Source organism: Pseudoalteromonas sp. S8-8, from assembly GCF_000497875.1.
GTDB lineage: Bacteria > Pseudomonadota > Gammaproteobacteria > Enterobacterales > Alteromonadaceae > Pseudoalteromonas > Pseudoalteromonas arctica.
The window spans coordinates 57,987-81,680 of record NZ_AUTR01000023.1; the positions used below are offsets into that span (position 1 = coordinate 57,987).

The 23,694-nt window shown below is 39.5% G+C and carries 24 protein-coding genes; 12 read left to right on the forward strand and 12 right to left on the reverse strand.

The features are described from left to right. Positions 1-87 precede the first annotated feature (87 nt). Positions 88-1,047 carry a DMT family transporter gene (locus L659_RS0107015; protein ID WP_024590057.1) on the forward strand — a complete coding sequence of 320 codons (960 nt, stop codon included), beginning with the start codon at positions 88-90 and terminating at the stop codon, positions 1,045-1,047. Here L659_RS0107015 and L659_RS1000000123380 read toward each other — a convergent pair. From L659_RS1000000123380 to pdsO, 3 genes are read right to left on the reverse strand one after another with little or no spacing between them, the layout of a single operon-like run. Beyond that, positions 942-1,547, reverse strand: a complete 606-nt coding sequence (locus L659_RS1000000123380) for a class GN sortase (protein WP_081709144.1) — start codon at positions 1,545-1,547, stop codon at positions 942-944. The genes L659_RS0107015 and L659_RS1000000123380 overlap by 106 nt on opposite strands. Further along, positions 1,544-3,580, reverse strand: a complete 2,037-nt coding sequence (locus tag L659_RS0107030; protein WP_029769846.1) for a marine proteobacterial sortase target protein — start codon at positions 3,578-3,580, stop codon at positions 1,544-1,546. The genes L659_RS1000000123380 and L659_RS0107030 overlap by 4 nt, the downstream gene beginning before the upstream one ends. 45 nt (positions 3,581-3,625) lie before the next feature. Next, entirely contained in the window at positions 3,626-4,357 is a 732-nt protein-coding gene (gene pdsO / locus L659_RS0107035) for a sortase-associated OmpA-like protein PdsO (protein ID WP_024590059.1), read from the reverse strand. A gap of 203 nt (positions 4,358-4,560) precedes the next feature. On the opposite strand from pdsO, the gene pdsR reads away from it, so the two are divergent. From pdsR to L659_RS1000000123775, 3 genes are all read left to right on the forward strand, one after another. Then, positions 4,561-5,250: a proteobacterial dedicated sortase system response regulator gene (pdsR, locus tag L659_RS0107045; protein ID WP_024590060.1), complete on the forward strand. Its 690-nt coding sequence runs from the start codon at positions 4,561-4,563 to the stop codon at positions 5,248-5,250. Next, the gene (gene pdsS, locus L659_RS0107050) at positions 5,250-7,388 is read left to right on the forward strand and encodes a proteobacterial dedicated sortase system histidine kinase (protein ID WP_024590061.1); all 2,139 of its coding nucleotides are present in this window, start codon (positions 5,250-5,252) and stop codon (positions 7,386-7,388) included. Before pdsR ends, pdsS begins: the two co-directional genes overlap by 1 nt. 276 nt (positions 7,389-7,664) lie before the next feature. Further along, positions 7,665-7,829 carry a hypothetical protein gene (locus L659_RS1000000123775; RefSeq protein ID WP_007581574.1) on the forward strand — a complete coding sequence of 55 codons (165 nt, stop codon included), beginning with the start codon at positions 7,665-7,667 and terminating at the stop codon, positions 7,827-7,829. Positions 7,830-7,834: 5 nt separating this feature from the next. On the opposite strand, the gene L659_RS0107060 is transcribed toward L659_RS1000000123775, so the two are convergent. Beyond that, the gene (locus tag L659_RS0107060; RefSeq protein WP_024590062.1) at positions 7,835-9,085 is read right to left on the reverse strand and encodes a multifunctional CCA addition/repair protein; all 1,251 of its coding nucleotides are present in this window, start codon (positions 9,083-9,085) and stop codon (positions 7,835-7,837) included. A 132-nt stretch (positions 9,086-9,217) separates the two neighbouring features. Between L659_RS0107060 and L659_RS0107065 the strand changes: the two genes are divergently transcribed. Next, positions 9,218-9,445 (forward strand): hypothetical protein, encoded by a 228-nt coding sequence (locus L659_RS0107065; RefSeq protein ID WP_007581571.1) that lies wholly within the window; start codon positions 9,218-9,220, stop codon positions 9,443-9,445. A 30-nt stretch (positions 9,446-9,475) separates the two neighbouring features. On the opposite strand, the gene L659_RS0107070 is transcribed toward L659_RS0107065, so the two are convergent. The 4 genes from L659_RS0107070 to L659_RS0107085 are packed head-to-tail and all read right to left on the reverse strand — an operon-like array spanning position 9,476 to position 13,341. Next, the gene (locus L659_RS0107070) at positions 9,476-9,976 is read right to left on the reverse strand and encodes a DUF1543 domain-containing protein (protein ID WP_024590063.1); all 501 of its coding nucleotides are present in this window, start codon (positions 9,974-9,976) and stop codon (positions 9,476-9,478) included. A gap of 8 nt (positions 9,977-9,984) precedes the next feature. Then, the gene (locus L659_RS0107075) at positions 9,985-11,334 is read right to left on the reverse strand and encodes a sigma 54-interacting transcriptional regulator (RefSeq protein WP_024590064.1); all 1,350 of its coding nucleotides are present in this window, start codon (positions 11,332-11,334) and stop codon (positions 9,985-9,987) included. Between the two features lie 2 nt (positions 11,335-11,336). After that, the gene (locus L659_RS0107080) at positions 11,337-11,882 is read right to left on the reverse strand and encodes a hypothetical protein (RefSeq protein WP_024590065.1); all 546 of its coding nucleotides are present in this window, start codon (positions 11,880-11,882) and stop codon (positions 11,337-11,339) included. A 1-nt stretch (position 11,883) separates the two neighbouring features. Further along, positions 11,884-13,341, reverse strand: a complete 1,458-nt coding sequence (locus tag L659_RS0107085; protein WP_024590066.1) for a sensor histidine kinase — start codon at positions 13,339-13,341, stop codon at positions 11,884-11,886. Between the two features lie 330 nt (positions 13,342-13,671). On the opposite strand from L659_RS0107085, the gene L659_RS0107090 reads away from it, so the two are divergent. The 4 genes from L659_RS0107090 to L659_RS0107105 all read left to right on the forward strand — a co-directional run bounded on the left by L659_RS0107090 (position 13,672) and on the right by L659_RS0107105 (position 14,826). Next, on the forward strand, positions 13,672-13,905 hold the full coding sequence (locus tag L659_RS0107090; protein WP_007581561.1) for a cag pathogenicity island protein Cag25: 234 nt from the start codon (positions 13,672-13,674) through the stop codon (positions 13,903-13,905). A gap of 24 nt (positions 13,906-13,929) precedes the next feature. Then, the gene (locus L659_RS0107095) at positions 13,930-14,157 is read left to right on the forward strand and encodes a hypothetical protein (protein WP_007581559.1); all 228 of its coding nucleotides are present in this window, start codon (positions 13,930-13,932) and stop codon (positions 14,155-14,157) included. A gap of 186 nt (positions 14,158-14,343) precedes the next feature. Then, positions 14,344-14,580, forward strand: coding sequence for a hypothetical protein (locus tag L659_RS0107100; RefSeq protein ID WP_007581558.1), 237 nt, complete (start codon positions 14,344-14,346; stop codon positions 14,578-14,580). Positions 14,581-14,589: 9 nt separating this feature from the next. Beyond that, positions 14,590-14,826, forward strand: a complete 237-nt coding sequence (locus L659_RS0107105) for a calcium-binding protein (protein ID WP_007581557.1) — start codon at positions 14,590-14,592, stop codon at positions 14,824-14,826. Between the two features lie 57 nt (positions 14,827-14,883). Here L659_RS0107105 and L659_RS0107110 read toward each other — a convergent pair whose 3' ends face one another. Both L659_RS0107110 and L659_RS0107115 read right to left on the reverse strand, forming a co-directional pair. Beyond that, positions 14,884-15,336: an energy transducer TonB gene (locus tag L659_RS0107110; protein WP_024590067.1), complete on the reverse strand. Its 453-nt coding sequence runs from the start codon at positions 15,334-15,336 to the stop codon at positions 14,884-14,886. A gap of 172 nt (positions 15,337-15,508) precedes the next feature. Further along, complete coding sequence (locus L659_RS0107115; RefSeq protein ID WP_024590068.1) at positions 15,509-16,030, reverse strand: energy transducer TonB; 522 nt, start codon at positions 16,028-16,030, stop codon at positions 15,509-15,511. A gap of 172 nt (positions 16,031-16,202) precedes the next feature. Here L659_RS0107115 and L659_RS0107120 point away from each other — a divergent pair, with 172 nt between their 5' ends. Next, the gene (locus L659_RS0107120) at positions 16,203-17,885 is read left to right on the forward strand and encodes an amidohydrolase (protein ID WP_024590069.1); all 1,683 of its coding nucleotides are present in this window, start codon (positions 16,203-16,205) and stop codon (positions 17,883-17,885) included. Between the two features lie 52 nt (positions 17,886-17,937). On the opposite strand, the gene L659_RS0107125 is transcribed toward L659_RS0107120, so the two are convergent. Next, complete coding sequence (locus tag L659_RS0107125; RefSeq protein ID WP_024590070.1) at positions 17,938-18,777, reverse strand: HDOD domain-containing protein; 840 nt, start codon at positions 18,775-18,777, stop codon at positions 17,938-17,940. A 296-nt stretch (positions 18,778-19,073) separates the two neighbouring features. Here L659_RS0107125 and L659_RS0107130 point away from each other — a divergent pair, with 296 nt between their 5' ends. Then, positions 19,074-20,774, forward strand: a complete 1,701-nt coding sequence (locus L659_RS0107130; protein WP_024590071.1) for a dipeptidyl-peptidase 3 family protein — start codon at positions 19,074-19,076, stop codon at positions 20,772-20,774. Positions 20,775-20,815: 41 nt separating this feature from the next. On the opposite strand, the gene L659_RS0107135 is transcribed toward L659_RS0107130, so the two are convergent. Continuing rightward, positions 20,816-21,220, reverse strand: coding sequence for an HIT domain-containing protein (locus tag L659_RS0107135; protein ID WP_024590072.1), 405 nt, complete (start codon positions 21,218-21,220; stop codon positions 20,816-20,818). A 111-nt stretch (positions 21,221-21,331) separates the two neighbouring features. On the opposite strand from L659_RS0107135, the gene L659_RS0107140 reads away from it, so the two are divergent. Then, a complete protein-coding gene (locus L659_RS0107140; RefSeq protein WP_024590073.1) occupies positions 21,332-23,557 on the forward strand; it encodes a S9 family peptidase in 2,226 nt (741 codons plus the stop codon). Positions 23,558-23,694 lie beyond the last annotated feature (137 nt).

The following is a 23,694-nucleotide window of genomic DNA, read 5'->3' on the forward strand; positions in this document are numbered from 1 at the left end:
TTAATTTATACCAGCTCGGTATTTTTGAACAAGTTAAAAATTTTCATGCTAGGATCTGATTTTATTAAATTAAGTAAATTACTCTCTATGCCTGCCAGTTTATGTTTAATTATTGCCACCTTTTTATGGGGCAGCTCTTTTATTGCGCTTAAATACGCCATTGCTATTTACGACCCTGCATTGGTGATATTTTTACGCATGCTCACCACGTTAGTTTTGTCGCTTTGTTTATGGCGCTACGTTATTCGGTTTGAGTATTTAAAAGGTGACTGGAAGTATTTAGTGGGTATGTCGCTTGCTGAGCCTTGCTTATACTTTTTATTTGAAGGCCATGCAATGGAGTACACATCAGCCTCGCAGGCCGGTGTTATTGTCTCTTGCTTGCCTATTATTATTGCGCTGCTTGCCTTTTTATTGCTTAAAGAATACATAAGTAAATCCATCGTGGTCGGTTTTACGCTGTGTATTGGCGGCAGTATTTTACTTACGCTTCTTTCACCAAGTACCGACCAAGCACCTAATCCGTTACTAGGTAACTTTTTAGAGCTTATGGCGATGGTGTGCGCTGCATTTTATACCGTAAGTATTAAACATTTAGCTAATCGCTACTCGCCCCTGACTTTAATTGCGTTGCAAGGTATTAGCGGCAGCTTGTTTTTTGCGCCGTTTTTATTTTTTATCGACCTACCAAGCGAAAACCAACACGACTTAACTGCGCTCATGAGCATTTTGTATTTAGGTTCGTGTGTAACCCTTGGCGGCTACGGCATGTACAACTATGCAATTAGCAAAGTATCGGTATTAACCGCTGCTGCGTACTCTAATTTAATTCCTATTTTTACACTTATTTTGTCAGCTATTATTTTGGGCGAAGTGCTCAACGTTTGGCAATGGCTGAGCATATTTGTGGTATTTATTGGCGTAATGATAAGCCAGCGCCATCAAGAGCTCGTGGTTGATATACCGCTTAGTGAATCGGGCGAAGACATTTGCGCAGATACAAGCAACCTTAAATCAGTACCCGAGGCAAGCGAATCAAAAGGGTAACAGGTAAGCAAATACAGCCCAGATGTTTGTAAAAATGAGTTTTGGGATTGATGAATAACCTCAATCCCCGTTACCTTATAATTTTGAATCACCCCACTTTGCAGTTGCAAAGTAAACGCCTCACCTACTTTGGCGTTTTGTAAAAATGCAAAGTGGGTGTCGTTATGCCCGGCTATTAGCGCGCCTTTTTCGTTTCCAAATTCTTTTCCGCCCAGCTCCCCTGCAGGTAAAAATTGGCTAGGCGCAAACGCTAAATTGCGACCACTCGCTCCAGCTAATACACTTAATGTTTTATTATGGCTTGGCCAATCAAGCTTTGCAGTCACGTAGCTGTCGGCGTAATACCACGGCTTTACTTTAGTGTCGGGTGATTTAAGTGCCTCTTGCCATGCTTGCTCAATTAATACTTGAGCAAGCCACGCTTTTGCCTGCATATAAGCGCCGTGACCAAATAATCCAAGCCCAGCTATTAGTAAACCCACGCTTAGCCACTTTTTCATTTACGTGCCCTGCTTAACTTAAATGATCGGTTTATTTTAAGGGCGCTAAATCCCAATAATAAAATACAGCCTAGTAATATATGTAACCTGCTTTGCCCATCGGTTTGCGGTAAACGCATTGCCATACCTTGTGGTACTGCATTAGTAGCTTGCGCCGTTTGCTCTGCCACTTCTTTTATTTGAGTTTGTTCAATCGCTATAAAAGCAGTAAACGGGCTAAGTAATTGATGAGTAAGCGCAAGCTCCTGTACTTCATCTTTAACTACACTTTGCTCGTTGTATAAAAGTAATGATTTGATTTTTTGGCGCGCCCACAGTTTTGCTATACCTTGAGCGCTTGAGCTATTTTGTGTACTTAATCTAATACTTAAGGGCCCTTGTGCAGTTTGCCCAGCAAGTACCACACTTTTAGCATTATTAAGTTTTATAGCGACCATGATAGGCTCGCCAAAATATAAATCAGGTAGTGGTGATGGCCAAAAATCTAAGCTGTTACCGCTTTCATCGCTTAGCGCCAAATTAGTAATAGCCGGATGTGCAAGCTTATCAAACAACTGCTGCATTTTAGGTTGCACCTCGCTTGTGCTGCCTATAAACGTAAATGAGCCTTTGCCTATATCTGCCGCTCGGCGCATAAAAAAGCTGTTAGGTGCGCTGCCAATACCTACCGTAAATAAGCGGCTATCGCCTAACTTACTTTGAATATTTTTAAATAATGCATCTTCATTACTTACGCTGCCATCAGTTAAAAATACAACTTGGCGTACAAAACCATCAAACTCGCTGCCATCAAGTACGGCATTAAGCGCACCTTGTATTTCTGTGCCGCCGTCGGCTTCTAGGCTATAAATAAATCGCTCTGCACGGCGTAAATTAAAGTCGCTGGCTATAAGTGGTTTATCGCTCATTGGAGTCACTATGTTGTCAAAACCAATTATGTTAAAGCTGTCGTCGCTATCGAGTAATGACAGCGCATAAAACAACGCTTTTTTAGCTTGCTCCATAGATTGCCCGTGCATAGAGCCTGACGTATCAACTACAAATACCATTTCGCGAGGTAAGCGCTGAGTTTGTGTAAAGTGATCCCCCGGTGGCATTAGCATAGCAAGCCCGTATCGGTCACCATTTTCAAACTGCTGAGTAAAAAATGCGGCTTGAGCTTGCTCTTTTTGCAGCGGTTTAAACTCAAGTACAAAGTCGCGATTAACTGCATTTGTCTCATTTAATGCTATTTTATATTGTCCAAACGCAGTGTTTTGCACATCAACATTGTGAAATTTAGAATTGATATCCACCAGCTCTAAGCCTACGTCTATATCTATGTTTAAGCTAAATTGGCTGCTTGGTACGTTATCATTTTGAGTACTATTTTGAGTGATGTTTTGAATGCTGTAAACAGGGCTTAACCACCCCGTTGGGAGTGGGTTAGTATGCGTTTGGTTTTGAGTATTAACCTCAACCTCACCACTAATCGCGTGATAACGCGGTGTAATGGTAGTCGGAAACCTAATAGCGAATGTGCCGCTGCTATAGTCAATTATTTCTTGATACTCAAGCTCAATAATTACTTGCTCCCCAGGACCAATGTTTGCCACATTCGTAATGAACATATTGGCGCGTTGCTGGCGTACAAGGGCCGCTTGCTTACCTGCTTTTTTAGCCTCCTCGTATTTTTTTTCAGCTTCCACTTTTTTATCAATTTGGCCTTTAATGACTCGCTCACCTATACGCATTGTCATGGCATGTACGGCGCTTTCATCTGGCAATGGAAAAACGTAGCGCGCATTAACCGCAAACGGGTTTTCGTTTTGATAGGTCTGCGTTACTACAACATGATTAATTAGGCCGGTTAAGGTCATATTGGCATCGCTTTTTAATACTATTGCAGAGCCCGCTGGCGCACCATTGCTATCAAAAAGCTCTAACTTGGGTGATTGCGCATGGCTTTTAAAGCTAGCTAACAGCACAATCACTATGAATATAAAAATGCTTACTTTAGTAAGCATTTTGGTTGGTTTACTCAATTTAAACATAAATCACTCCATCGAACGCTTAGCTTTACTTAGATTCAGTTAGTTTTAGTTACTCGCCGTTTGGCCATTTACACTATTCATTGAGCGAGTGGTAAGCGTTACGCGTCTATCAAAAAAGTTATCTTCCACCGTGTTGCTATTAGCCAATGTTTGCTGCTCGCCAAATGCCTGCGTGCTTAAGCGTTTATGGCTTACGCCGTGTTTTATTAAATAGCTTTGCACGGCATTTACACGCGCTTTAGAAAGTAAAAGATTAGCTTGCTCATTGCCGCGCTGATCGGCAAAGCCACTTAAATCAAGTACGAGTTGTGGTTGATTGTTTAACAAGGTAATGAGTTGGTCTAACTGCAGTGCAAAATGCGGGGCAACAACACTTGAACCTGTTTTAAATTGTACCGTCATCGCCAATAAGTTATTAATTTGAACTTGAGTTAACTGCTCATTTTGATTGGCAAGCACTTCTACCTGTTGCTCTAACATATTGTTGTGGTTAAGCACGTGTTGGTAATCGCTGGTTTTTTCTTTCATGACCGTAATGGCACGCTCTTGCTCAGCAATTTTGTTATCGGCTACTTTTGAATCGCCTATTAAGCCACCGGCAAATGCCCCAATAAACGCACCAATTGGCCCACCCACTACGCCGCCAATAATAGCGCCTGCACCTAGTCCAATAGCCGTTTCTTTATGGGCTTCTTTTGATGGCGTGTTAGATGTTGAGGCAATTGCTGGAGTACAAAAACTAGCAACGAGTGTTAACGCGATTAATGTCTTCTTCATGATTTGATCCTTAAACTTACTTTTTAATTTATGATGTTTTGTTTTGATGGGTGTATTAAAACAAGCTCAAGTGGCAACAAAGGGGATCAAAAATGGCAAACTGCTGAGCAATTGTGGCAAAAAAATGGCAATTGCCTTTTTAAGCGTACTTAACTTAAAAACTTCGATATAGTGCACAAAGAGGCAATAGGATAATGATTAAAATGAAAAAAATAGCCATCGTCGAAGATGAACCCGCAATCCGCGAAAACTACATTGAAATGCTGAGCTTACAGGGCTACCAAGTGAGTGGCTTTGCAGATCGCGCTAGCGCTGAAGCTGCATTTAAAAATGCCCTGCCCGATTTAGCCATTGTTGATATTGGCCTAGGCCATGAAATAGATGGTGGTTTTTTACTGTGCCAAACATTGCGATCGCTTTCTAAAACACTGCCTATTATTTTTTTAACCGCCCGCGATAGCGAAATAGATACCGTATGCGGCCTGCGCATGGGCGCCGACGACTACCTAACAAAAGACATAAGCTTGGCTCACTTGGCTGCGCGTATTGGTGCGCTATTTCGCCGAATGGAAGCACTTGAACAACCTGCTGATGCAAATGCACTCATAACACGCGGGCAGTTAACGCTAGACACGCAACGTATGCAGGTATTTTGGCAACAACAATTAGTTGATTTAACCGTAACCGAATTTTGGATGCTGCATTCACTCGCCCAGCGACCAGGCCATGTTAAAAGCCGTAACGATTTAATGAGCGATGCAAAAATTTATGTAGACGACAGCACCATTACTTCACACGTAAAACGTATTCGTAAAAAGTTTATAGCACTCGACAGCGCCTTTGATTGCATAGATACCGTGTATGGCATGGGCTATCGGTGGGAACAACACTAATGCTTCGATTTGGTCTGCGCAGTAAATTTATATTACTTTCATGTTTTTTGTTTCTGCTACCGTGGCTTGGCTACGAGTACGTGTGGGAAATGGAAAAGTTTTTACGCCAAGGCCAAGAAAAAACCCTCGTAGGCACCACTCGAGCACTTGCTACCGCATTGCATGAGCGCCCTGCGTTATTTGACGAGCAAACTAACTTTTTAGACCAAGTAGTAAAAGGCCGCGATTTATACGCTTATAATCTTAAAAACCCTATTCAGCTCGACGGTAAACTTAACGATTGGGACAGCTATCAACCGCTATTTTGGCATTACGACAAGCGCTACTTACAAAAAACAGATAACAAACATCAAGCCAGTGACTTATCGTTTGATCATATGGTGGGAAAATTTGATAATTATTTATACGCCGTATTTAAAGTAACTGATAACACACTTATTTATCGCGCTAAAAATAGCTTAAGCATTACCAATAACGATTATTTACAAATTGGTTTAAAAACACCTGACGCCCAGTTTAACACTTACATTATTGCGCCGCGCCAAGACGGCTGGGTTAATGCGTTTGATGCAAATACCAAAGCCCCTTTTACAAAAATTCAGGGCTATTTTGAAAGTACCGAATCAGGTTATAACGTAGAGCTGCGCTTTCCTATTAACATGCTGGGCAACAAACTTGGCTTTGCCATTGTTGACATTGATAGTAAAGAGGCATTATTAGAGCCTAAAATAATGTCGACCTCAAACTTAAATAACCCAAACGATTTAGGCTCAGTATTAGTCCCTTCTCCAGAAATTAGCCGTATTTTAAAAGGCATGGGCCACAGTGGTAGCCGCATTTGGGTGGTCGATAACCATCATCGTGTACTTGCGCAATCGGGTACTATTCAAAATGCAGATGGCGTTTGGGCTGATGGACTTGCTAACCAAGCACCTGAAACCTGGTGGCAGCGCTTTGAGCAAAATTACTTGCACCCAATTTACTATAAAATATTAACGCGCCCCGAAAATAAGTTTTTAGATACCCTGCACGATGTAGCTTCTATGCAGGGCACACATTTAGCGAAAGCATTAAAAGGACAACCAGCATCGTCTTGGCGATTAACACCCGACAGTAAAGCCGTTATTTTATCGGCCGCTTACCCTATTTGGATTCAAGACCAAGTAATTGGCGCAGTAATAGCAGAGGAAACCACAAACGGCGTACGAACACTGCGTAACAAATCGCTCGAAAAACTCTTTAACGTTATTTTAGCCGTTATGCTAATTGGCACTGTTACCCTGTTCTTTTTTGCCTCGCGTATATCGAGCCGTATTAGACGACTACGCGATACAGCTGAGCAAGCAATTGATGCACAAGGGCGTGTTACCGGCAGTATTAATTACAGTGACGCTAACGATGAAATTGGCGATCTGTCTCGTAGTTTTTCAAACATTGTTAGTAGACTTGGTGGCTATACCGATTACTTAGAAAATATGTCGTCGCGGTTGTCACATGAGCTTCGCACGCCTGTTGCCGTAGTGCGCTCGTCACTCGAAAACTTACAAAGCTTGCCACAAAACGAGCTGAGTCAAAAATACCTCGATCGCGCCAGTGAAGGCGTTGAACGCTTAGGTAAAATAATAACCACCATGAGCGAAGCCACTCGCCTTGAGCAAAGTATTCAAAGCAACGAGCCTGAGCCTTTTGATTTACAAAAAGTAATAAATGGCTGCATGCAAGGCTATCAGCTTACTTACCCAAACCAGTTATTTACGCTTGATGTATGCCAAAACAAATTACCTATGCAAGGTGCACCGGAGTTTATAGCTCAGCTGCTTGATAAACTTATTAATAACGCGCTGGAGTTTAGTGAGGCCAATACGGCTATTAATGTAGGCCTTAAGCAGAGCGAAAATAAAGCAACATTAACAGTGAGTAACACAGGCCCCGCGTTACCCGAAGGATTAACTGAGCATATTTTTGACTCTATGGTGTCGGTACGTAGCCAGCAAATGCAGCAACAGCCACATTTGGGGTTAGGTCTTTATATTGTAAGGCTGGTGTGCGACTATCATAAAGGCAGTGTAACTGCGCAAAACAACGAACAAGGTGATGGTGTCGTGTTTACCGTAACACTGCCGTTAGCTAATAGTTAGGGCTGTATTTATACCGTTATATCTGTACCGTTATATTTATAGCCACAGCATTATATGCAAATAGTAAGTACGTAATAAATTAAGCTGTATATTTTTAGTTAAAAAGAATTATTTTAATTTACCTTAACTCCATATAAATTAACAAATAAACACCTCTCATCCCTCAAAACCTGCCAGTTACAATTTAGTACAACTTCAAATGTAACTATTCACTTTTAATTCAGTCGAATGACCATACCCTACATCATATTAAAGTGTTAAATTGAAGGAATACTCATGAAACCATCACTGGAGCGTGAAGAACTAGACTTTATTTTTGACTTATACAGGCCCTCTAAAAAACCTGAGTCTGAAAATGTAAAACCAAAAAGTACAAACTACAAAGAGCTAAGAAAGCACGACGCGACTAAAAACCAAGGCGTATCGCACTACTTAGTCTAATTTTATTACGCTTGGGACTTCTCATGTTCTAAAAATGCTTTAATGCAGTTTATTTCTGCAAGTTTTACTTCTTCGCCTATTTCAGGGCCTTTTTTGCCATTTTTAAGTGCATTTTGCACTACCAGCTTCTTATCCATTTTTTGCAGTTCAGTATGAATTGCTCGCAGCTTAGCTGATTGCGGGTATGGCTTATCAACAAGTGTTTCACCACGCCCTTGTGCATCGCATTGGCATGCTTGGGTAAACGCTATAAAACGTTCTGGGTGTACCAACGCATTTAAATTAGTCACTATTAGCTTGTGAATGGTTTGCGGCCTTAACTGATCAATCGTGTGGCAAAGGGTGTGATTATCACTGGTGAGTACGCCAATATCGCGAAAACGGTTAGGCACTTTTAAGCGCTCACAAAACGCCTCAATAACTGCAACACCTTCGCGTTCGTGCCCACGTAGGTTTCCATATTTTTTAAAACTAAGCGCTTTTCCAAAATCATGGGTTAGTGCAGCAAAACGTGTTTCTAAATTAAAATTTAAATCGGCTGCACGCCTAAGTACCAGCATAGTATGTACAAATACATCACCTTCAGGATGATGGTTTGCCGGTTGCGGTACATTAACCATGCGCTCAAGTTCTGGAAAAATACCTAAGCCTTGCAGTGCTTCAAAATAAAGCTCAGGGTACTTTTCACCCAGTGCTTTTTCAGTTTCAAGCCACACGCGCTCAGGTACTAAATGATTTAGCTCACCTTTATTTTTAAGCTCGCGCATTAATGCATACGTACTTGGGTGAATACGCCAATCACTGCCATAGCGGGCTAAAAAACGGGCAATACGCAGTACTCGAACAGGGTCTTCTACAAATGCCTCAGTGGTGTGGCGCAGTGTTTTATTTTGTAAGTCAGTTTGGCCATTAAACGGGTCAATAATATTACCGTGTTCATCAAGCGCCATTGAATTTATGGTTAAATCACGCCTTGCTAAATCTTCTTCTAGCGTCACTGTTGGGCTGGCATCAACCACAAAGCCAGTATAGCCTTTGCCGCTTTTACGCTCTGTGCGCCCAAGTGCATATTCTTCTTTTGTTTTTGGGTGCAAGTAAACCGGAAAGTCGCTACCTATTGGTACAAAACCGAGCGACTGCATTGTGTCTGGCGTTTCACCAATCACTACATAATCGTTATCTTTTGATTTTATATTTAGCAGTTTGTCGCGCACTGCACCACCAACGAGGTAAACTTTTTTTAAGTTACTTTTCACTTTATTCCCATGAACATTAATAAAATGGTTTGATACTAATCATAACATTAATTAAAAAATTCTGCGGTGTTTGCCAAGCTTAAGTAAGCTCATTACAATGGCGCATTATTTTCAGCTATAGCCTCACAATTAATGAAAAACCATTCATCAAAAAAAGAACTTATGTTACTACCTATTTTATTAGTGGTTATTTTAATGTGTGTGGCGGGTCACTTTTTACTACAAGCAAATTTTCAAGACAGTAATGTGGTTGAATACATGTTAGCAGCACTGCCGTTTGCTATGTTTGGATTGGTTATTGTGGCGTTTAAAATGGCGGCTAAAAGCGAAAAGGATGAACAAAACGAGCAGGACTCTTAATCCTGCTTAGTTTTAGCTACTTATTATAATTTAAAGTATGTGATAGCCAAACCAGTCTGGCTTTATAGGCTGCGATATACCGCTGGGCGTGAGCTTAATGTTTAGCTGGCTGTCGAGTAAATCAATCGCAAAACAATCGTCTACGTCATGTAAATCATCTTTATGAATATGGCTAAGCCCTGCGAGTAAATCGTTTTTAGCTCGCTCTTTAGCTTCATGACTACTGCTTGCAACATACAGTGCAAAGTCGTGTTGCTCAGCCATAGAATCACTTCTGTAAGCGCCTAAATTTACAAAATAGAGTTGTTTATTTTGCTCCACATAGCTATCAACAACTTCTACTTTAAAGCCATCAATATGATTAATTGCCATGTAGCTATCCATATGAACACTACTTCTGTCGCCTACCCACTGGCTTTTTAACTTTGTATAAGTTTGCTCTATGGTTTGCCCAACCACAAAGCGAATGTCGTGCATTTCTATGTGGCATCCTTGAATTCGCCCGCCTAAATACACCATAAATAACTGCATGCTTTTCCTTAACCTAAATTATCAACATCAATATTATGCTTTTTAATCAACTTATAAAAATCTGAGCGGTTGCGCTTGGCAAGCTTAGCGCCTTCGGCTACGTTACCACCTGCCATTTTTAAAGTGTTAATTACATAGTCGCGCTCAAACTCTTTTTTAGCGTCGTTTAGTGATAATGGCTCTACGTTTGTTTCGTTACTATTTAGCGCAGCTAACACTAAGTGCTCTGAAATAACATCGCTTGGCGTTAATGCTACAACCTGCTCTACTACGTTTTGTAGTTGGCGGATATTACCTGGCCAGTCGTAACGCACAAGCGCATGCATAGCATCGCTTGCAAAGTGTTTTTCAGTTTGCTTCATGCGTTTAGCAATGCTTGCACTAAAGTGCTGTGCTAATAAGCTTATATCTTCGCGGCGCTCACACAGTGGCGGTAATTTTAAATTAACTACGTTTAAGCGATAGTATAAATCTTCTCTAAATTGCTGGTTTAAAATAGCTTCAGGAAGATTTTTATGTGTTGCCGATACAATACGTACATCAATTGCTATTTCTTCTTGAAAGCCTACGGGGCGAATTGTTTTTTCTTGTAATACGCGCAGTAACTTAACCTGCAAGTTAAGTGGCATATCGCCTATCTCGTCTAAAAATAGCGTGCCGCCCTCAGCTTGTTGAAACAAGCCTTGGTGATCTTTAATTGCGCCCGTAAAAGAGCCTTTTTTATGACCAAATAATTCAGACTCTAAAAGCTCCCCTGGTACAGCGCCACAGTTAATTGCAACGAAAGGACCACCGCTTACATGACTATGCTGATGAATCGCCTGTGCGAGTAGCTCTTTACCTGTACCACTAGCCCCCGAAATCAATACATTAACTTGCGTTGGCCCAAGTAGTTTTACTTGCTCTAACAAGTGCAGCATTGCACCACTGCGCGTAACTATATTACTTTTAGGTGCTGCTTCATCTGCATTAACACCATGTATTTCTATCGCTTTAGCAAGGCTGTCAAATAGCTCATCTTTATCTACAGGTTTAGTTATAAATGCAAAAATGCCCTGCTTAGTTGCCTCTACGGCATCAGGAATTGAACCATGCGCTGTCATCATAATGACAGGTAATGCAGGGTAGCGGCTTTGCAACTGACGATGCAGTGCCATGCCATCCATTTCATCCATACGTAGGTCGGTTATTACGGCGTCAAACACTTGGCTTTTAAGTGTTTGTAGTGCGGTTAAGCCGCTTTCACAGGTCGTTACTTCGTATCCTTTTGATTTGATACGAATAGCAAGCAGTTTTAATAAGCTAGCGTCGTCGTCAACGAGTAATACTTTTGCACCTTGCACTTTAGTTGCTGCCATAGTTACTGCTCCTTAGTTTCTTCTCGTAGTAAAAGCTGCTGCTCAATCGTTGCTAACGATGAGAGGGTTTCTTGCATTTTATTGTTAAGTGCTTGCTGCTCTTTTTTAGCATTTATTTGCATAGTCACTTGCTGCTTTTGAAGCCATAAATATTGCTTTATATCATCTGGCCAAAAGTAAGCAAGATCGAGTTTTAGCAACTTAGTCATTACCGTATTTGGATCATCATTTATGTTTAAGCACATAAATTTAAAAAAACGTTTAAGATCGTTTTCACCTGTAAAAATATCTTTTTTTGGCACCAATTTAAATCCGCCACACTGATTAGCGTGCCATGCAATAACTTGCTCTGCAGGCGGATAGCTTGGTTCAATTTTTGGTCTGGGTTTTGGACTAGGTTTACTGTTTTTGTCGTTTGTTATTTTGGTATCGACCACAGGTGCAGGTGTAATTGACACACGCTCTTCTTGCCCATTAGTAATTGCACAACCTGATATAACCATGCTGCTACTGAGCACACATAAAATAGCGATTAAACGCAAGCGCATGTTAATTAACTCCTAGATTTTTTGTTATGGGAATTTTAATTGAAAACCGGCAACCATGCGGCTCGTTATGCTCAACAGTAAGTGTACCTCTTAGCTGTTCAACAGATTCTTTCACAATAGTTAAGCCTAGCCCACTGCCTTGCAGCGTAACATTTTTACTGTGTTTACCTTGATAAAATGCGCTGAAAATTTGAGTTTTTTCTTGCTCTTTAATACCACACCCTTTATCAAGCACTGCAATGCAAAGTTGGTTTTGCTCAAGTGCTAAATTAATAGTAACGCTTTGCTTATCTTGTGAAAATTTTAAGCCATTTGAAATAAGCTGAATTAAAATCATCTCAATAAGCTCACTAGGTAAAGCAAGCTCTTTATTAGGTAAGTTATTTTGCCATTGCAGAGCTTGCTGACGCGCACTTAAGCGATGTTCAAAATGGCTATTAATTTTATTAATAAGATAGCTAAACTCAACTTCGCTTAGGCTGTCTTTACTGGTGCGAATTGCATTATAACTCAGCAGGCTGTCAATCATTGTACGAAGGCGCACCATAGATTGGCTAATAAGCTCAAGCACTGCTTTTTGCTCAGCAGTAATTGGGCCTACTATTTCATCAGTTAGTAAATCAGTGCCTTCGACCATTGAAGCAAGCGGCGTTTTTAGCTCATGGGTAACATGGCGTAAAAAGGTATCTTTTTGCTGCTCAAGCATATGAAGCTGCTCTTGCACCCATTGGAGTTTTTCTCCTAGCTCAACTAGCTCAGCGGAGCCTTTCACAGATATTTTTTGCTGCCAATGTCCCTGCCCTAGCTTATCAATAACCGTAGTTAACCCTTTTAATCGCCCACTTATACGCCATAAAAAACCACCACCAACAATTAAAGTAAGCGGAATAAGTGCCACCAGCCAGTTTATAAATGAAGTTTGTAGGCTTGTAAGCTCATTTTGGTTATTGGTAATTTGCGCTTCATTTTTATCACGTAACCATAAAGTAAGCTCAGCAACTAAATCGCTCACTGGCACAAATAGCTCCGCTTGCTGTTGTTTTTGCTCAACAAGCTCTACATGCGCTGTTTGTAAGGTGACATATAAGCGTTGCCATTGGTGGGTATAATCTTTATCCGTGTTTACAAATTTAAGTTCATCAACACTTTGCAGGGATGATTGCCATTTATCGACAATGAGCTTATCTAACGATTCGCTTTTTAATACCCAGTTTTGCCTAGTGGCGCGCTCAAGGCTGTTGAGTTCTTGTTTTAGGATATTAAACGATTTGGTAACTTGGTAGTTGTTACTCACGATACTTTGAGTCACTGCTAACTGCTTGTTAAGCGCATTTAAAAATACAATCACCACTATAGAAAGCGGGAGTAACGAAAGCAGCATACTCATTGCAAATTGCCCAATTAAATTAGGCCGCCAGTTAAGCATTGCATGGTATTTTTTAGCTATGGTTGCTGGCATTTCGTTTAGTCCTTTTAAGTTAAGCGTTCTATTATTAAGTGCTTACCTTATACACTAGCTGAACCAGCAATTATATTTAATACGATTAACAGCCAGCGCTACAAAAACAATGTGTCGCCAAATAGAGACAACGTAAACCATTGATTTTTAAAACCTACCTTTAATCTCACTATATAGTGTTGCAAAAGGCACACAAAAATTACAATAAACCCCGTAAAAACTTCTCACCCCTTTCAAGTTAAAAATATAAACACTTGAAAATTAACAACAATTATTTTTGGCATCATTTTTGTAGTAGGAGTAATAACTTTAATCAATAAGGAAATAATTATGAACAAACGCATTTTAGTAATTTCATCATTACTGGCTTTAGGCTTTTTAGGCGCTAACGCACACGCAATGGACGTTCACGCGACTTTTAACGAGCTTGATAAAGACAGTAACGGCACATTAAGTGAAGCCGAAGCAGGTGAAGATGCCGTTCTACACGAAAATTTTTTACAAATTGATACTAATCAAGATGGGCAATTGTCGCTAGATGAATTCAAAAAATTTATTCAATAAACTCATTTAATAAGGAACGTGATTATGAAACAACTTATAGCCGCTTTTTCATTAATGTTTTTAGCAATTAGTGCCACCGTAATTGCATCGCCAACAAACGTGCGCTTTGCCCATTTAGATAAAGATATGGATGGACAAATATCAATTGTAGAAGCAAAGGAAGACAAAGAAGTAATGAGACAATTTGCCGACTTAGATGAAGACGGTGATGAAAAAGTCTCAAAAAAAGAATTTGAAAGCTTTAAGCCTTAATGAGTAATTACTGATTAAGCTTTACTTAAGCTTGTTACAGGTAAACTGAATTTAAAAGCATTTGCCATAATCCCTGAGGGAGTGTGTAAAAGGATTTAATGTTGGGAGTTAAATTACGGCAAGTGCTTTTTCCTTTTTACTTTATTTTAGCCACGAACTTTTAATACATCTTTTGGAAGGAAAACCATGAAGATACTTTCCCTTGTTATAAGCATTTTAATGCTATTAAGTTTTGATGCCGCGGCACTTGATGTAAAGCAACGCTTTGATCACCTAGATAGCGACAAAAGTGGCTATTTAACACACGACGAACTTGATCCCCAACCACAACTTTTAAACACCTTTGTAAAATGGGACAAAAACCAAGATAACCAAATTTCGCTAGTCGAATTTAAAAGTTATCTAACTAACAACCTTTACTAAGTGATTTATATGAAAAGTATTAGCTATATAACGCTGCTGGCGTTTAGTATTTTTAGCGCATTTAGTTTTGCCGCAAGTAACGACATTGCAAAGCAATTTAAAAAGCTAGATAGGAATAAAGACGGTTTTTTATCACGTTCAGAAACCGCTATAGACCCGGCTTTGTGGTCACGATTTTCAAGCTACGACAGTGACAAAGACGGTAAATTAGCATTAAATGAATATGGCTTATATGCAAGTAAGTAGTTTTATAGCTAGGTAAACAAACACCTAGCTTATTATATTTATATCTATTAATTACGTTCAGGCTTTATTTTTAGAACAATGCGCCAAATACTCTGCATCAGTAGGTTTTGGGCTTACCATAAAATCCATTTTGAGATAAGTTAGAACAGGTTGATTACTCGTATTTTCAGTTGTCGGTTTCCAGCGCCATAAACCCACAGCAGCTGCCGCATTATTATCAAACACGCCCTCAGGGTAAGACGAGATAACCTTATACCCTTGGGCTTTACCTTGTGAATTAATTAACGTAGCAAGCTCAACACAACCTGAAATACTTTTTTTTGCAGCTTCTATCGGATATCGCGGCTCAACTCTTTTAGCAACACCCCAATACTCACCTGCCTTACTTCGCAGTTCAGGACTCGATAAATCAATAAAACTCAGCATTTCATCGCTTACTTGTTTATCAGACGTTGAGCTACAATCTGTTAGCATCATGCTCAAGGGGAGTAATAAATAGAGGGCTTTCATAGCATTTCCTTATTCTTAATGCTTATTTATTTATAAATATTAGTATTAATACCCATCTGATTTTACAAAGGTTCGAGCTAAAATATTACACACACCGAAAGTAACTTTAAAGTGAGGTAAATAAGTACTTTTTTTCAAACCTTGTAATTTTCTCGTTACTTGAAATGTTTCATCAGTAGGAGATTTTTTTAGTTTTTCCTGTTACTTGAAATGTTTCGCCAGCCGGACAATTTTTTAAATATTTTTTACCTACTGGTATTGAATCAATCATAAAATCAATTCTAATATGAGTAAGTATAGGTTGTTTAGTTACATTTACGGCAGTAGGCAGCCAGGCCCATGTATTTAAAGATTGAGCTGCGGCTTCATCAAATAACCCTTTAGGATATGAAGAAATTACTTTATATCCTTGCGCCTTACCCTCAGAATTAATAATAGTCATGAGTTCTACACAACCAGCAAGACCTTTTTTTGCAGCAGCTATTGGATATCGTGGTTCTGTTCTTGTGGAAATATTCCAATAGTCTTTCACCCTGTCGCGCAGTTCAACACTTGATAAATCTATATAATCGCGTATTTCAGCATTTGATACATCAGTATGGTTTAGCTTTTCTACACTTTTATCTGCAGTAGGTGTCGATCCACATGCCGCAAGTAATGAAGTTAATGGGAGTAATAAATAGAGGGCTTTCATAGCGTTTCCTTATGCTTTATTGATTGTTTTACATACTAAATAATCACATCAATTACCTATTTTGTAAACAGTTAATATAGAGAAAAACATTAAAATGAGGTCTATCAATTCATTGGTATTATAAAATCAAGTTTGTTAATGTAAGTAAATTAACAATAAAAATTAAGTAACTATGCCACTCAAAAAAATAATCAAACCACTCATACTAGCCAGCCTTTGCGCTAGTTCTAGCTACACTCTCGCACAAACAAAAGTAATTTATAACGCCAATGGTTATACCCCTTTATACAAAGGTGAAATACAGCAGTTTTCTACCCTCGTTATTAAAAATGGCAAAGTAGTTAAGCTCGGTAGCGAAACACTTAAAGATAGCTACCCAGATGCCAAGCTAATTGACGCGCACGGTAATACCTTATTACCTGGCTTAATTGATGCTCATGGGCACGTTATTGGCCTTGGCGACAATTTATCGCAACTTGACGTACGCGGCGCAACATCGGTTGATGAAGTAACAAATAAACTAAAAGTATTTGCCGATAACAAACAAGGTTGGATTATAGGGCGTGGTTGGAACCAAGAGCTTTGGGCTGATACACGCTTTCCTACAGCTAAAGATTTAGACAAAGTAGTTAGCGATCGACCTGTGGTTCTTTCGCGGGTTGATAGTCACGCCATTTGGGTTAATTCAAAAGCGCTCGAACTTGCTGGTATTACCGCCCAAACAAAAGCGCCTGAGGGCGGTGAAATAATTAAAGACGAATTTGGCAATCCTACGGGTATTTTTGTAGATAAAGCAGAATCGCTAATTACCCAGCATATGCCAGCCCCTTCAAAGCAAGATATAAGTGACTCACTAGATGCAGCAGGTAAGCATTTATTAAGTTTAGGCATTACCTCTACTCACGATGCAGGTATTGATAAAGCCACATGGGAGGTTTACAAAGAGCGCGGCGACCTTGGTAATTTACCGCTACGTATTGTGGCAATGTTAAGTGGTGCAAGCCCTGATTTAGGCGCAATGTTAAAGGCAGGCCGATACCACGACAAAAATGACTTTATGGAAATTCGCAGTGTTAAAGTTTACGCCGATGGCGCACTTGGCTCTCGCGGAGCCGCTCTGATTGAAGAATACGCAGACAGACCTGGTCACCATGGTTTAATGCTTGAAACACAAGAAAAACTCGAAGCGCTCTTTACACAAAGCTTTAAAAGCGGCTTTAGCGCAAATACCCACGCAATTGGCGATAAAGCAAATAAAGTAGTACTTGATGCTTATCAAAATGTGTTTAAAAAAACGGGCGGTATATTACTACGTAACCGAATAGAGCACGCACAAATTGTAACGCCTGAGGATATCCCTCGCTTTAAAGCGTTAAAAATAATCCCTTCAATGCAGCCAGTACATGCCACTTCTGATATGCATATGGCAGAACAACGCTTAACTGAAAAACAATTAAGCGGTGCCTATGCTTGGCAAACATTTTTAAAGCAAGGATCGGTTGTTGCAGCAGGCTCTGATTACCCGGTAGAGCTTGCAAATCCATTTGATGGTTTGTATTCAGCCATTACACGCATGGATCATAACAAACTACCTGAAAACGGCTGGCGCGCAAGTGAAGTACTAAGCCGCGAAGATGCATTACGTGCATTTACTCTCGGTGGCGCTTATTCAGCTCATCAAGAATTTAAGGTGGGTAGTTTAGAAAAAGGTAAATGGGCCGACTTTATTTTAATTGATAAAGACTACTTTAAAGTACCTATTGACGAGATATACAAAACGAACGTACTGCAAACATGGGTAGCAGGAATAAAACGGTACGAAAAAACCAAAACAGAAAATACTATCGATAAATAAACAAAAAGGGTTAACGCAAGTTAACCCTTTTTGTTTATGTAATAAAACATGTTTAGCTAAACATGTTTTTCACATCTTTTAGCATATCGTTGTATTCATCACTTGTGAATAATTGCATAGACGGTATTACACCTTTATCTATGTACGTTTGCAGCGCTGCTGACTTATCAGAAACCTGTAATGTTCCCTCTAAAATAGCGCCTACTCGAATAAAGTCTACGTAACTAACTTTATCAGGTTTGTAACTTGGATCTGCCCAGCTTAGAGCTACATCAACAAACTCTTTAGGAAATTCCCACGCTTGCATAATAGATGAGCCAATTTTTCCACTCAGCTTTTGAATTGCGTGCGCTAAAAAGCTTGGGTTGGCAAACACTTCAGGGTGGCGCTCAGCTTCTGTTAAAATTGGTAATACACCAATATTATAAACAAGCGCAGCTAATGTAATTGAATCACGATTTAATGAAGTGTGTTTATTGTTTTTTAAGTAAAACTCCATGAGTGTTATTGAATGACTAGCAACGGTTAATGTTTTTTGCCAAGCCTTGCCCATGTAGCCTTTAATCAGCTCATTGTTTGATACAAATAATTGCTCCATAGCCATAGCCGTTGCAATATTTTTAATTTGGCGCAACCCAATGCGAGTCACTGCTTGTTGTAAATTAGATACTTTTACAGAACGTCCCATAATCGCACTATTAGCTACTTTTATCATACGAGCTGAAAGCGCTGGGTCTTGTGAGATTACATCTGACATTTGCATTAAATTCACATCAGGGTTATCTGCAGCTTGGCGAACCTTAATCGCTACTTCAGGTAGCGTTGGTAAAACCAACGTATCGTTATTTATTCTATCGACTAGAATCGTTAATAAAGCGTTTTCTGTAGACATAAAGCTGCCGTCCTTTTGTGTTCAGCCTGTAAAGTAACTGCAAACTCAGGCAGTTAATTTTCGTATTAGTAATATAATTAGTATTGTCTAACTTACCGATAAAGTTAAGATAATTATAGAAGTTTATTTTTATTTATAATGCTTTATCGCTCATGCTTGCCTTACAACGCCAAATACTTGCTATTTACTATTTAGTTTTGCTTTAATGCACTCACAATAAGGAAGCGTTTGTACATATTTAGTCTTTTAACTAAAGCAGTACAAATTATTAAACTTACTTTTTAACAGGCAATATAATGATCTTAAATAAAATTAGCCAAGCAATTATGCTCTCTGGTGTCGTTTTTCTTAGTGCATGTTCTGAACAAGCGCCGTCTTCTACCGACAACACAGCCACAGAGCTTGCTCAAAAAAGCAGTGCACAATCAGGCCCTGAGCTTATTAATGCAAATAACCAACGTTTAGATATTTACACCGACTTTAGCTTACAAAGTGATTTATCGCACTTAAGCGACAACCAACGAGCAATGGTTGCAAAGCTTATTGATGCTTCAAAAATAATGGACGAGTTATTTTGGAAACAATCTTTTGGTGAAAATAAAGATGCTTTTTTAGCAAAACTAAACGACGACAAAGTACGTAAATTTGCCGATATTAACTACGGTCCATGGGATCGTTTAAATGGCGATGAAGCGTTTTTATCCAGCTATAAAGAAAAACCTCTTGGCGCACAGTTTTACCCTGCCGATATAACCAAAGAAGAGTTAAACAATGCAGACGTTGAAGACAAAACTGGCCTTTACTCTGTAATTAAGCGTGATGAGCAAGGTAAGCTTTACAGCGTGCCATATTCAAAAGAATACGCTAATGAGCTTGCAAAAGCCGCTGACCTTTTACGTCAAGCTAGTAAACTTGCTGACGATAAAGAGTTTGCTAATTACTTAAATCTGCGTGCTGATGCTCTACAAAAGGATGACTTCCAAGTATCTGACTTTGCTTGGATGGATATGAAAAACAACCCAGTAGATGTGGTTATTGGTCCAATTGAGACTTATGAAGATCAATTATTTGGTTACCGCGCAGCTTATGAATCTTACGTACTTATTAAAGATTTAAAATGGAGCGAACGCTTAGCTAAGTTTGCCGCATTTTTACCTGAGCTTCAAAAAGGCTTACCCGTTGATGCTAAGTACAAACAAGAAGTACCGGGCTCTGACGCCGACCTAAATGCATATGATGTTGTTTACTACGCTGGGCATTCAAACGCGGGGAGTAAAACAATTGCAATTAACTTACCAAACGATGAGCAAGTACAGCTAGAAAAAGGAACTCGTCGCCTGCAACTTAAAAATGCGATGCGTGCTAAATTTGATAAAATTCTAGTACCAATTTCAAAGCAGTTAATTGTACCTGAGCAGCGTAAACACATTACTTTTGATGCATTTTTTGCCAATACGATGTTCCATGAAGTCGCTCACGGTTTAGGTATTAAAAATACAATCACAGGTAAAGGTACTGTTCGTCAATCATTACAAGAACACGCAAGTGCGCTTGAAGAAGGTAAAGCCGACATTTTAGGCCTGTACATGATTGAGCAATTACTTAAAAAGGGCGAAATTACAGAAGGAACTATTGAAGATTATTACACGACCTTCATGGCGGGTATATTCCGCTCAGTTCGTTTTGGAGCATCAAGTGCGCATGGTAAAGCAAATATGATCCGCTTTAACTTTTTTGCTCAAGAAGGCGCTTTTTCTAAAAATGAAGAAGGCCTGTACCGCGTTAATATGGAAAAAATGAGCATTGCAATGGCCAAGCTTTCTCGCTTAATTTTAACCTTACAAGGTGATGGCGATTACGAAAAAGTAGATCAACTAATTGCAACGCATGGCGATATAAAAGAAGAACTTGCTGAAGACTTAGAAAAACTAAGTAAAGCAAATATCCCTGTAGATGTAACGTTTAAGCAAGGTAAAGAAGTACTAGGGCTTAAGTAATTTTAGTTAAACTTAGCTAAACCCTAAAAAAGCGTTGCAGCTTAAAACTGCAGCGCTTTTTTTAACTCTGTAATTTGTACATCTGTATACGGCACAGCTGGATACTTACCCCAAATTGGCGCAGGCCAAGCAGCATCAGTAGTAAAGCGTGCAATATGGTGAATATGTAATTGCGGCACCATATTACCCAAAGCCGCTATATTTAACTTATCAGGGCTAAACACATCCATTAATAATTTACTTAGCTTGGCTGACTCTTTTAAATACACAATTTGATCATCCTCAGATAAATCAATTATCTCTTTTAAGTTAACCTGCCTAGGCACTAATACAAACCACGGATATTGGCTGTCGTTCAATAAAAGTACTTTACACAGTGGCCAATCGGCAAGCTCTATACAGTCGCGTTTAAGTTCTGGCGCTAGTTTAAATTCAGGGTTAGTCATTGTTATGTCCTACTTTGTCTTTAATAATCGCCACTTTATAGCATTTAGTTGCAGTTGCACACGCTTGGCTTTACCATCAAAGCAATATTTATAATAAGCTAAGGCAACCTTGTGCTAAAAAAAATAAAACACCTCTCACTAGCCCTCCCATTAATGGTTGGCGCTATTAGTGTTCAAGCAAAACCTTTATCGTTGGAGCGTATTTTTGACGATCCGAGCCTTTCAGGTAAATCACCTGTACAACTTAAATTTTCGCCTGACGGCAGCCGTGTAACTTATTTACAAGGCAAAAGCGATGACTACAATCGCTACGATTTATGGGAATACAATCTAAAAGATAACACCAACCGTGTGCTAGTTGATTCGGCAAAGTTATTTTCAGGCCCAGAAAACCTATCTGATGAAGAAAAAGCACGCCGCGAACGCCAACGTATTTTTGGTAAAGGCATATTAGAATACAAATGGTCTAAAGACGGTAAAGCACTTTTATTCCCACTTAACGGCGACCTTTACTATTACGATTTAGCCTCTGCTAAAAGTAAAAAACTAACCGACACTGAAACATTTGAAACCGATGCACGCTTTTCACCTAAAGGTAACTACGTATCGTTTATTCGAGAGCAAAACCTATTCGCTTTAGAGCTTGAATCAGGTAAAGAAATTCAGCTTAGTAAAGATGGCGGCGGCGTAATTAAAAACGGCATGGCCGAATTTGTAGCTCAAGAAGAAATGAGCCGCATGACGGGTTACTGGTGGTCAGGTGATGAAACTAAAATTGCCTATACCCGCGTTGACGAAACCCCAGTAAAAGAAGCTATCCGTAACGAAATTTACGCTGATGAAGTTAAATTATTTAACCAGCGCTACCCGTTTACAGGTACCGATAACGTAAAAATTCAACTCGGTGTGGTTAAACTAAATGACCAAAAAGTAGATTGGATTGATTTAGGTAAAGATGAAGACATTTATATCGCGCGTGCTAAGTGGCTAAAAGACGGCAATACACTGTCTTACCAATGGCAAAATCGCTCGCAACATAAATTAGAGCTTCGTTTTTATAACAGCGAAACTAAAGTCCAAAAAGTAGCATTAACCGAAAACAGCGAAACGTGGATTAACCTACATTTTGATCTTGAGTTTTTAAAAGACAAAAAACATTTTGTATGGGCATCTGAGCGCGACGGTTTTAAACACTTATATCTGTATCGCACAAACGGTCAACTTGTTCGTCAAATCACCTCTGGTGATTGGGCTGTTGATAGCTTAAAAGGTATTGATGAGAAAAAAGGCATTGTTTACTTTGCCAGCCGAAAAGATACACCGCTTGAAAGCCATTTATACAGCGCGCCTTTATTTAAAAAGGGCGATGCCAAACGTATCACCGAAAAAGGTCAGTACCATAATGTTGTGCTAGCAAAAGACAATAAAACCTTTATCGATAATAGCTCGTCTGATAATAAACCAAACTCAGCAGCGCTTCGTAAAGTAAACGGCGAATTTATTACATGGCTTGAAGAAAATAAGCTTGATAGTAACCATCCGCTTACTCCTTATTTAAGCGACTTAACAAAACCAGAATACGGCACAATTAAAGCCGAAGATGGCCAAGTTATGCATTACCGTTTATTTAAGCCTAGCAACATTACTGATGGCAAAAAGCACCCTGTTATTGTTAACGTATACGGCGGCCCGCATGCTCAACGAGTGACGAATAGCTGGCGCAGTAAAAACTTGTACTTTCAGTACATGGCGCAACAAGGTTACGTAATTTTTCAACTGGATAACCGTGGTTCGTACAACCGTGGTAAAAAGTTTGAAGATGCTATTTATAAAAACCTAGGCGTGGTTGAAGTTGCCGATCAAATTAAAGGCGTAGAGTTTTTACGTACACTTGATTACGTAGACCCACAACGCATCGGTGTTTATGGCCACAGCTACGGCGGCTACATGGCACTTATGACTATGTTTAAAGCAGGCGATTACTTTCAAGCCGGCGTATCGGGTGCTCCTGTAACCGATTGGGCTCTATACGATACGCATTACACAGAGCGTTATTTAGGTCACCCTGATACGAATGCTAAAGGGTATGAAGACAGCGCAGTATTTCCATATGCTGATGGCTTAAAAGGCCCATTAATGATTTACCATGGAATGGCTGACGACAACGTGCTGTTTACGCATTCAACTAAATTGTTTAAACAACTGCAAGATAACGAAAAACAGTTTGAAATGATGACCTACCCAGGCTCTAAGCACAGCCTACGTGGTAAACAAGTGCAAACACACTTACATCAAACAATTACAAACTTCTTTAATCGTCATTTTGATGTTAAATAAGCAAGTAAAGTAATAACAGACTAAAGGCTGATTGATAAATCAGCCTTTTTTTTGCATTAATGGACGTTAAGCCTAGATTAAACTCTTTTTTTAGCTACGCTTATTCTATGCGCTAAAGCGCACACTTTTTGAGGATA

Excerpts from the sequence above, each read along its gene's own strand:
- L659_RS0107015 (WP_024590057.1), top strand. The coding sequence starts at position 88 with ATGCCTGCCAGTTTATGTTTAATTATTGCCACCTTTTTATGGGGCAGC.
- L659_RS1000000123380 (WP_081709144.1), bottom strand. The coding sequence starts at position 1,547 with ATGAAAAAGTGGCTAAGCGTGGGTTTACTAATAGCTGGGCTTGGATTA.
- L659_RS0107030 (WP_029769846.1), bottom strand. The coding sequence starts at position 3,580 with ATGTTTAAATTGAGTAAACCAACCAAAATGCTTACTAAAGTAAGCATT.
- pdsO (WP_024590059.1), bottom strand. The coding sequence starts at position 4,357 with ATGAAGAAGACATTAATCGCGTTAACACTCGTTGCTAGTTTTTGTACT.
- pdsR (WP_024590060.1), top strand. The coding sequence starts at position 4,561 with ATGAAAAAAATAGCCATCGTCGAAGATGAACCCGCAATCCGCGAAAAC.
- pdsS (WP_024590061.1), top strand. The coding sequence starts at position 5,250 with ATGCTTCGATTTGGTCTGCGCAGTAAATTTATATTACTTTCATGTTTT.
- L659_RS1000000123775 (WP_007581574.1), top strand. The coding sequence starts at position 7,665 with ATGAAACCATCACTGGAGCGTGAAGAACTAGACTTTATTTTTGACTTA.
- L659_RS0107065 (WP_007581571.1), top strand. The coding sequence starts at position 9,218 with ATGAAAAACCATTCATCAAAAAAAGAACTTATGTTACTACCTATTTTA.
- L659_RS0107070 (WP_024590063.1), bottom strand. The coding sequence starts at position 9,976 with ATGCAGTTATTTATGGTGTATTTAGGCGGGCGAATTCAAGGATGCCAC.
- L659_RS0107075 (WP_024590064.1), bottom strand. The coding sequence starts at position 11,334 with ATGGCAGCAACTAAAGTGCAAGGTGCAAAAGTATTACTCGTTGACGAC.
- L659_RS0107080 (WP_024590065.1), bottom strand. The coding sequence starts at position 11,882 with ATGCGCTTGCGTTTAATCGCTATTTTATGTGTGCTCAGTAGCAGCATG.
- L659_RS0107085 (WP_024590066.1), bottom strand. The coding sequence starts at position 13,341 with ATGCCAGCAACCATAGCTAAAAAATACCATGCAATGCTTAACTGGCGG.
- L659_RS0107090 (WP_007581561.1), top strand. The coding sequence starts at position 13,672 with ATGAACAAACGCATTTTAGTAATTTCATCATTACTGGCTTTAGGCTTT.
- L659_RS0107095 (WP_007581559.1), top strand. The coding sequence starts at position 13,930 with ATGAAACAACTTATAGCCGCTTTTTCATTAATGTTTTTAGCAATTAGT.
- L659_RS0107100 (WP_007581558.1), top strand. The coding sequence starts at position 14,344 with ATGAAGATACTTTCCCTTGTTATAAGCATTTTAATGCTATTAAGTTTT.
- L659_RS0107105 (WP_007581557.1), top strand. The coding sequence starts at position 14,590 with ATGAAAAGTATTAGCTATATAACGCTGCTGGCGTTTAGTATTTTTAGC.
- L659_RS0107110 (WP_024590067.1), bottom strand. The coding sequence starts at position 15,336 with ATGAAAGCCCTCTATTTATTACTCCCCTTGAGCATGATGCTAACAGAT.
- L659_RS0107115 (WP_024590068.1), bottom strand. The coding sequence starts at position 16,030 with ATGAAAGCCCTCTATTTATTACTCCCATTAACTTCATTACTTGCGGCA.
- L659_RS0107120 (WP_024590069.1), top strand. The coding sequence starts at position 16,203 with ATGCCACTCAAAAAAATAATCAAACCACTCATACTAGCCAGCCTTTGC.
- L659_RS0107125 (WP_024590070.1), bottom strand. The coding sequence starts at position 18,777 with ATGTCTACAGAAAACGCTTTATTAACGATTCTAGTCGATAGAATAAAT.
- L659_RS0107130 (WP_024590071.1), top strand. The coding sequence starts at position 19,074 with ATGATCTTAAATAAAATTAGCCAAGCAATTATGCTCTCTGGTGTCGTT.
- L659_RS0107135 (WP_024590072.1), bottom strand. The coding sequence starts at position 21,220 with ATGACTAACCCTGAATTTAAACTAGCGCCAGAACTTAAACGCGACTGT.